The 8,284-nt window shown below is 61.3% G+C and carries 8 protein-coding genes; 3 read left to right on the top strand and 5 right to left on the bottom strand.

Going from position 1 to position 8,284, the window contains the following annotated elements; genetic code table 11:
• Positions 1-869, top strand: an 869-nt coding sequence (locus AACS24_RS19575; RefSeq protein ID WP_181364237.1) for an FAD-dependent oxidoreductase, incomplete at its 5' end; no start/stop codon positions are given.
• A gap of 105 nt (positions 870-974) precedes the next feature.
• Positions 975-1,523, top strand: coding sequence for an NAD(P)H nitroreductase (locus tag AACS24_RS19570; protein WP_033114114.1), 549 nt, complete (start codon positions 975-977; stop codon positions 1,521-1,523).
• Positions 1,524-1,891: 368 nt separating this feature from the next.
• Here AACS24_RS19570 and AACS24_RS19565 read toward each other — a convergent pair whose 3' ends face one another.
• The 3 genes from AACS24_RS19565 to AACS24_RS19555 all read right to left on the bottom strand — a co-directional run bounded on the left by AACS24_RS19565 (position 1,892) and on the right by AACS24_RS19555 (position 4,991).
• Positions 1,892-2,455, bottom strand: a complete 564-nt coding sequence (locus tag AACS24_RS19565) for a sugar O-acetyltransferase (RefSeq protein ID WP_108571719.1) — start codon at positions 2,453-2,455, stop codon at positions 1,892-1,894.
• Positions 2,456-2,606: 151 nt separating this feature from the next.
• Positions 2,607-3,485: a 50S ribosomal protein L11 methyltransferase gene (gene prmA, locus AACS24_RS19560; RefSeq protein ID WP_041207941.1), complete on the bottom strand. Its 879-nt coding sequence runs from the start codon at positions 3,483-3,485 to the stop codon at positions 2,607-2,609.
• 489 nt (positions 3,486-3,974) lie between these two features.
• Positions 3,975-4,991, bottom strand: coding sequence for a zinc-binding alcohol dehydrogenase family protein (locus AACS24_RS19555; protein ID WP_108571718.1), 1,017 nt, complete (start codon positions 4,989-4,991; stop codon positions 3,975-3,977).
• 100 nt (positions 4,992-5,091) lie between these two features.
• Here AACS24_RS19555 and AACS24_RS19550 point away from each other — a divergent pair, with 100 nt between their 5' ends.
• A complete protein-coding gene (locus AACS24_RS19550) occupies positions 5,092-5,964 on the top strand; it encodes a LysR family transcriptional regulator (RefSeq protein WP_033114119.1) in 873 nt (290 codons plus the stop codon).
• Positions 5,965-5,968: 4 nt separating this feature from the next.
• On the opposite strand, the gene AACS24_RS19545 is transcribed toward AACS24_RS19550, so the two are convergent.
• Positions 5,969-7,396, bottom strand: coding sequence for a PTS transporter subunit EIIC (locus tag AACS24_RS19545; RefSeq protein ID WP_108571717.1), 1,428 nt, complete (start codon positions 7,394-7,396; stop codon positions 5,969-5,971).
• 95 nt (positions 7,397-7,491) lie between these two features.
• Positions 7,492-8,284 (bottom strand): sodium/pantothenate symporter (panF, locus tag AACS24_RS19540; protein ID WP_258223001.1); only part of this gene is annotated, 793 nt, incomplete at its 5' end.

Raw genomic sequence — 8,284 nt, 5'->3', positions numbered from 1 at the left:
GGCTGGCCTTTGCCTGCTACGCTGCCGAGCGCGGTCATCAGGTGAGCCTGTTCGATCAGGCGAGCGAGATTGGCGGCCAGTTCAACTTCGCCAAGCAGATCCCGGGCAAGGAGGAGTTTCACGAAACCCTGCGCTATTTCGCCAAGCGGCTGGAGAAGTGTGGCGTCGAGCTATATCTGGGCCAGCGCCAGAGTGCCGAAAGCCTGCTCGGCGGCGGCTTTGACGAGGTGATCCTCGCCACCGGTATCCGCCCGCGTACTCCCAATATTCCGGGGATCGAGCATCCCAAAGTATTGAACTACCTCGATGTATTGCGGGATCACAAGCCGGTCGGCCAGAAGGTGGCGGTGATCGGCGCCGGCGGCATCGGCTTTGATGTGGCTGAGTATCTGGTCGAGAAGAAGGTGGAGATGGATGCCGAGGGGCACCGTGATCACTGGCTCAAGGAGTGGGGCATCGACAAGCATCTCGGCGAGCGCGGTGGCCTCACCACTCCTGAAGTCGATGCGCCCGAGCGCCAGATCTGGCTGCTCCAGCGCAAGGAGAGCAAGGTAGGTGACGGTCTTGGCAAGACCACCGGCTGGATCCACCGTACCGTGCTCAAGAACCGCAAGGTTGAGATGCTCTCCGGTGTGCAGTACCTGCGCATCGATGACGACGGGCTTCATATCCAGGTGGGTGACAAGCAGCAGTGTCTGCCGGTGGATCAGGTGATCATTTGCGCCGGACAGGAGCCGCTCAAGGAGCTGCTGGCCGGTCTGCAGGCCGCTGGCAAGCCGGTGCATATTATTGGCGGAGCCGACGTGGCTGCCGAGCTGGATGCCAAGCGGGCGATCAGACAGGGCGCCGAACTCGCCGCTGTCATCTAATCTCTCCCCGCCATCATGAATGAGATAAACCCCTGAGCTTCAGGGGTTTTCTTCATTCGGCGCTGTGCTAAGGTAGCGCCATCATTGCCCAAGAAGGAATTGCCCATGGATGCCCTCACTCTGCTGCTCAACCGCCACTCCTGTGGCCGTCTCGCCGATCCCGCTCCTGCTGGCGAGGTACTCGACAATATTTTGAAGGCGGGGCTGCGCGCGCCGGATCACGGCACCCTGACTCCCTGGCAGTTCATTCTGTTTGAAGGGGAAGGCCGCGAGCGGCTGGGCAAGTTGCTGGCCGAGGCTGCCCGTGCCCGCGGTGAAGATGAAGAGAGCATCAAGAAGTGCAGCGAGGCGCCGCTGCGCGCACCGCTGGTCATCGCGGTGGCAACCCGTTATCAGGAGCACCCCAAGGTGCCGAAGCTGGAGCAGGAGCTTTCTGCCGGTTGCGCCGTGATGGCGATGCAGATGGCGGCACAGGCGCAGGGTTTCAACGGCATCTGGCGCTCCGGCTGGTTTATCTTCGACGAGCAGATCAACAAGGGGCTGGGACTGGCGGCAGAGGATCAGTTGGTGGGTTTCCTCTACCTCGGCACCCCCATGCTGGAGGCGCGCAAGCTGCGTGAACTGCCTATCGAGCAGTTTGTCCGCCACTTCTAGGTTGCTCGGTAAATAGTCAAAAAGAGAAAGCCCCTCAGTGCAGGGGCTTTTTGTTTAACCGTGAATAGTAACCAGAGTGGTGGGAGAAAATAAACGGCTCCAAGGGGGTCGGCAGGGCGTAGCAGGTAATTATTTAAATAGTGAGATACGCCTCTCAATCCCGGAGTATTTCGCTATGTAAAACGTTTTCGCATCTATTAATATCCCTCTTGCCAGTTTAGAAGGGCACTCCTTCTAATTTTTCTGCGATGAGAGTCGCAATTCCGTAGCACCTTTTTAAACAGCCCAACGTCTTCGTGACATTGGGCTTTATTTTTTATGGGTTTATGCGTTCGCTGACATGGTCTGCGCATGGTTGCAGTGATGCGTCAGCTGGCTCGTTCCACTCTCTTGGCTGGCAGAGTTCTGGCAGGATTGCCTGCCACTCTGGCACCTGCCGGCACATCTTTGGTGACCACGGCTCCGGCCCCGACAATCGCCTCTCGTCCTATGGTGACGCCGGGCAGCAGGATGGCCCCACCACCGATCCAGACCCGCTCTTCTATGGTGATGGGCAGCGCCGTCTCGACCCCTTGTACCCGTTCATCGGCCTCCAGTGAGTGGGCTGCAGTATAGATCTGCACGTTTGGCCCGATCATCACGTCGGCCCCGATACGGATGGGGGCGTTGTCCAGCAGGGTGGCACCCATGTTGATGTAGCTGTTTTTGCCAAGGTGGATGTGGCGGCCATAGGTGCAGTAGAGGGGGGGGCAGATAAAGGCTCCTTCTGCCAGCTCGCCGACCAGCTCCTCCAGCAGAGCCCGCTGTTCATCCTCTTCCTCTGCCCGATTGAAACTGCGGTAGCATGCCGCAGCCTCGCGCCGTATCGCAATCAATTCCGGATCGATGCAGTTATAGGGCTGGCTGCTGATCATCTTCTGATATTCGTTCATGGAGCCTCCTTACGGTTGGATAGGAGATGGTAAAGCGTTGTGGAGTAAGGAAGCGTGAAGAGCTTCCCAGAGTGGGAACCAGGTGAGAATGGTTTGTCAGAAAGAATCAGGGCCCCCAGATGGGAGCCCTGACGGTTAAATCGGATGGCGATTAGCCATGCTTGCGGCCGGAGAGGCGGCACCACTCCTCCTTGACGGCGGTCGGGTCCATCTCGAACCACTGGCCGTAGATGGTTTCCAGCTCCGGTGCCTGACTTTCAAGCACGCCGGAGAGGGCCATCAGGCTGCCCGCTTTGCCGTGGCCGGCGATAAGCGGTGCCAGTTCGCGCAGCGGGCCGGCGAGGATGTTGGCGACCACCACGTCCGCTTCGACGTCTTGCGGCTGGTCGGCCGGCAGATACAGCTCTATTTGGTCGGCGACGCCGTTGCGAGCGGCGTTGTCGCGGCTAGCCTGAATCGCCTGCGGGTCGATGTCGATGCCGATGACGCGGGCGGCACCCAGTTTCAGGGCGGCGATGCCGAGAATGCCGGAGCCACAGCCAAAGTCGACCACGGTTTTACCGGCCAGATCCAGCCCGTCCAGCCACTGCAGGCAGAGCGCGGTGGTGGGGTGGGTACCGGTACCGAAGGCCAGACCCGGGTCCAGCATGACGTTGACCGCATCGGGGTTCGGCACATCGCGCCAGCTCGGGCAGATCCAGAGGCGTTCGCCAAACTGCATGGGGTGGAAGTGATCCATCCATTCGCGCACCCAGTCCTTGTCTTCCAGCTGCTCGACCTTGTAGCCGACGTTTTCGCCGAAGATCTGCTGGAAGAAGGCGATGGTGGGGGCCGGATCGGTTTCGGCATCGAACAGACCCATTACTTCGGTCTCGCCCCAGAGCGGGGTTTCACCGGGCATGGGTTCATAGACGGGCACATCCTTGGCATCCATAAAGGTCACCGCCTGGGCACCACGCCCCAGCAGCATGTTGCTCACCTTGTCTGCGGTCTTGGCAGTGGCGTTGATTCGAATTTGTATCCAGGGCATGGCGTCGACTCTTCATAAATGTGAAACCGCGCGATTCTATCATCATGGGCGTGTGCTGTCGTGGTTTGCCCGTACGGAGCGGGCGATGGCGGTGTCATGAGGAGGCTTTGCCGAATTGGCACGGTTTCTGTATTGCTCTGTAGCGGCGAAGATGACCGGTTTTCGCCGAACGCTTTGCTCAAGTTCCGTCATTTTTCACTGCCACCGTCAGGTGGCATTTTTTTGGCTCAAAGATGGGAAGTTGCAGGGCAACCGGCACAGTTGGCACGCCAGCTGCAAAAGCCTGATGTCCTGCTGAAGGATATGTGTGTGATTGTTACCCCAATGTTCAGGTATTTAGGGCCATCCCGGCGGGATGGCCCTCTTTTATGGGTTTTTTTATGGTGGTTCTGCGTGGTGACTGTCTGGCTCTCTGGTTGCTGCGTCCCCTGTTGGGGCGTGGCACTGGTGAGTTCACACCATGATGGTGCAGCAATTACCCACAAGGGATTAGCGGGAGAAGCCGCTCATGTCGATCACCAGCTTGCCCACCATGCGGCCCGCCTCTACCTCGGCATGGGCCTCTGCCAGTGAGGTCGGGGTCAAGGCCGGCAGGGTTTTGGTCAGAGTGCTCTTGAGTTCGCCCTGATCAACCAGAGTGGCAACCTGTGTCAGCAGCTTGTGCTGCTCGATCATGTCCGGGGTCTGGAACAGGGAGCGGGTAAACATGAACTCCTGGCTGAAGGTCACGCTCTTGCTCTTGAGCAGGGAGAGATCCCAGGGCTCTTTGGACTCGGCGATGGTGCAGATATGGCCGAACGGGCGGATCAACCCCGCCATGGTAGCCCAGTGCTCGGCGGTGGCATTGGTGCAGAAGATGGCGTCGACCTGAGCGATGCCAAAGGCGGTCAACTCCTCCTGCAGCTTGTGATGGTTCACTACCTGATGAGCACCCATCTCGAGGCACCACTCACGGGTTTCGGGGCGGGAGGCGGTCGCAATCACCTCCATACCGGTGAGCTGGCGAGCCAGCTGGATGGCGATGGAACCTACCCCGCCAGCCCCGCCGATGATCAGCAGCTTGCCGCGGCTCTCGCGGGTGAGGCCAAAGCGGTCGAACAGGGTCTCCCAGGCGGTGATGGCGGTGAGCGGCAGTGCGGCCGCCTCCACGTCGCTCAGACTGGTGGGGGCGATGGCGGCGATGCGCTCATCCACCAGTTGCAGGGCGCTGTTGCTGCCGGGGCGGCTGATGTCGCCGGCATACCAGACCCGGTCGCCCGCTTTGAACAGGGTGACTTCGCTGCCGGTGGCGATCACGTCACCGACCGCATCCCAGCCCAGCACGCGCGGGCTACTTTCGACCTTGGCCTTGGGGGTGCGCACCTTGGTGTCGACCGGATTGATGGAGGTTGCGTTGACCCGCACCAGCAGATCCCGCGGGCCCGGTGTGGGGTCGGGCAGCTCGGCGGCGATAAAGCAGTGGGGATGGTCGCTCGGCAGATAGTGAGTCAGGGCAATGGCTTTCATGGTTGTTCCTTTCAAATCGGTGTGTTCGGGATTGCCACTCACTCTAGTCTGGTTAATTATCCTGATTAAGATGGGTAATTGGTAAAGACTGTTTGAATATATGAACAATGTCGATCTGGAGTTGATGGGACTGTTTGCCACAGTGGTAGAGCAGGGGAGCTTTACCCGGGCGGCCGAGCTGATGGGGATGCCGAAATCGTCGGTAAGCCAGAAGATCTCGCGACTCGAAGCTCAGCTCGGCGTGCGGCTGCTGCAGCGCACCACCCGCAGGTTGAGCCTGACCCCGCAGGGGGAGGTCTATGTGGAGCATTGTCAGGGGCTGCTGACGCTGGCTCGCAGCGCCAATCTGGCGATGGCAAGGTTGCGCTCGGCCCCGGCAGGTCGGGTGCGGATCACCGCCCCCGAGGCGACAGGCACCCTGCTGCTTGGCCGGATCCTCGCCGAGTTTCGTGCGCTTTACCCCGAGGTGGTACTGGAGCTGACCCTGAGCGATGAACAGCTTGATCTGGTGGGCGAGGGTTACGATCTGGCGCTGCGGGCAGCGCCTCTGAAAGACTCCAGCCTGATCTGCCGGCGTATCGGTCAGGTGCCGCGCCATCTGGTGGCGGCTCCCGCCTATCTGGCGGCCCACGGCATGCCGCAGCAATTGAGCGATCTGGGACGATATGCCTGTCTGGTGCACTCGGCGCTGCCGCTCTGGCCGCTGCAGGAGGGAGGCTGGCGGCCGCAGGGGGCTTGCATCAGCAACAGCCTGCTGGCACTGCGGGAGTTGGCGATCAACGAAGGGGGGATTGCCTTGCTGCCCCATCATGTCTGCGAGGGGGATCTGGCGAGTGGCCGGTTGCAGAAGGTGCTGCCGGAGCTCGCCGTGCCGCCCAACCCCTTCTATCTCATCTATCCGAGCCGGGAGCACCTCGCTCCTGCCCTGCGAACCCTGATGGACTTTGTAGCCGAACGGCTGCCGTTTGCCTGAGTTGTTACCAGCTGCTCTGGCTGGCCGACTCCTGATTGGGCTTGAGACCGAGCGGCACCGACTGGCGCTCTGCCAGCATGCGGATCTGCCCCTCGATAAGCCCTGCGCTGGGGCCCAGCACCAGTACCAGCTGGTGGTCGTTGAGCACGATCCAGGAGAGGCAGCCCAGCTCCAGCAGGCGGGATTGTTCGACCCGGCTGATGTCGCGCACTCGCAGGCTGAGACGGGTCAGGCAGACGCTCATCGCCTGCAGGTTGTCCATGCCGCCCAATACCTTGAGGTACTGGATGGCCAGCATCTGCGGGTCGGTGGGCACCACGCTCGCAAGGCGCGGGTGCTCCTTGGCGATGGGTTTGCTCGGCATACTGAGGGGCGCACGCTCCAGCAGCTGATAAAAGAGCAGGGTGTAGGCGACGAAGAACAGGATACCGACCGGGATTACCCAGAAGCTGTGCTCCCCCGACTGATAGCTCAATACCAGATCCAGCAGACCGGCGGAGAAGTAGCTGCCCACCTTGATGCCGAGCGCGCTGCAAACGGCGAGCGAGAGCCCCGTCATCAGGGCGTGGGCCAGAAACAGCCAGGGGGCGGTGAAGGCGAACAGAAATTCGATGGGCTCGGTGATCCCCACCAGTGCCGAAGTGAGCGCCAGGGTGAGCAGCAAGCCCCCCTGCGGCAGCCGTTGCATCCGCTGGCGGTGCAGCCAGATGGCGAAGCAGGCGCCCGGCAGGCCGAACATGATGATGGGGTAGAGGCCGGCCATATACCCCTCATGCAGCGGCTGGGCAGCAGCCAGTGCCTGCAGGTTGCTCTCGCCAAGCCCCACCACGCTGCCCAGCACCTGATGCAGGCCGAGCGGAATGAGCAGGCGGTTGAGGGTGCCAAAACAGAAGGCGCCGAAGGGGGTGGTGAGCAGATCCGAGGTGAGCAGGGTCAAGCCGCGCTCCAACGGTGGCCAGAGCAACGAGAGGGGAACCGCGAGCAGCAGGCAGACCAGCGCCGAAGCCAGCACGCTGGGAAACTCCCCTCTGGCCATCTGCAGCCAGCCGGGCAGCTTTTGCTGATGCACCCAGGGGTAGACAATCGCGGTGGTGAGCCCCGCCAGCAGACCGCAGATCATGTCGGCGTGCAGGTTGGGGGCCAGCGTGTTGAACGCCGTGCTGAGCAGCAGAAAGTTGACCGCTCCCGCCAGCGTTTGCCCGCCCAGCTCTTGCCGGCTCAGACCAAAGGCGATGGCCACCGCATAGATAAGCGGCATCTGGCTGAAGATCGCTTGCCCGGTAAGAGAGAGCACCGCCAAATCGAGTACGTCGGGTTGCCCAAGCCGGTAGATCAATGCCGCCATCGGCAGGATGGAGACCGGCAGCAGCAAGGCATAACCGAGCCGCTGCAGGGAGTGGGTAATCAGTTGTCGAGTGGCTTTAACGGGCATACTGCGGCAATCTTTTGTGACTTGGCGCACAGTTTAACTGGAAACCACCCATTTGGGGATAGTTTTGGAACCCTTTATTTATCTTTTTGTTATTGCTACTCGAAAAGGGCCCGCACTTCCCGCTCGGGGGCGGCGGTGAGCAGGCTGACCACCACGAAAATCACCAGTGCCAGCGCAAGGCTCGGCACGATGGCGTGCAGGCCGGCCAGCTTGATCTCCCACTGACTCAGAACCCCATAGCTGACGATGCCGCTGACCATGCTGGCCAGTGCGCCGGGTCCGTTGGCTCGCGACCAGTAGAGGCCGAGCACCAGTGGCCAGAGGAACACCGCCTGCAAGCCACCGAAGGCGAGCAGGTTGAGCCAGATGATCATCTCGGGCGGTTGCAGCGCCGCCAGCAGCACCAGAGTGCCGAGGATCAGGGTACAGAGCAGGGAGAGACGCGGGATGCGCACCTCCAGCTTCTCTTGCTGCGGATTGAGGTAGTTGAGGTAGAGATCCTTGACCAGAGTCGCGGAGGCCTGGATCAGCTGGGAGTCGATGGTAGACATGATGGCCGCCATCGGCGCCGCCAGAAAGACCCCTGCCAGCCAGGGGGGCAGCACTTCCATCATCAGTGACGGCATGATCTTGTCCGGACTGTCCATGCCGGGCAGGATGGCGCGACCCAGAGCGCCGGCCAGATGCATGCCGAACATCAGCAGGGCGCTCACCACAGTACCGATCAGGATGCCGCGATGGAGCGCCTTGCTGTCGCGATAGCCAAAGCAGCGCAGCGCCGAGTGAGGTAGCCCCACCACCCCGACACAGACCAGGATCCAGAAACTCAGCATGAAGGGCTGGGTCAACATGTCGCCAGCCCCCTGCGGGCTCACCAGTTTGGGATCG

Source organism: Aeromonas sp. HMWF016 (assembly GCF_963878195.1).
Lineage (GTDB): Bacteria > Pseudomonadota > Gammaproteobacteria > Enterobacterales > Aeromonadaceae > Aeromonas > Aeromonas lacus.
The sequence above is the reverse complement of the archived record's forward strand: the minus strand, read 5'-3'. Positions and strand labels throughout refer to the sequence as shown.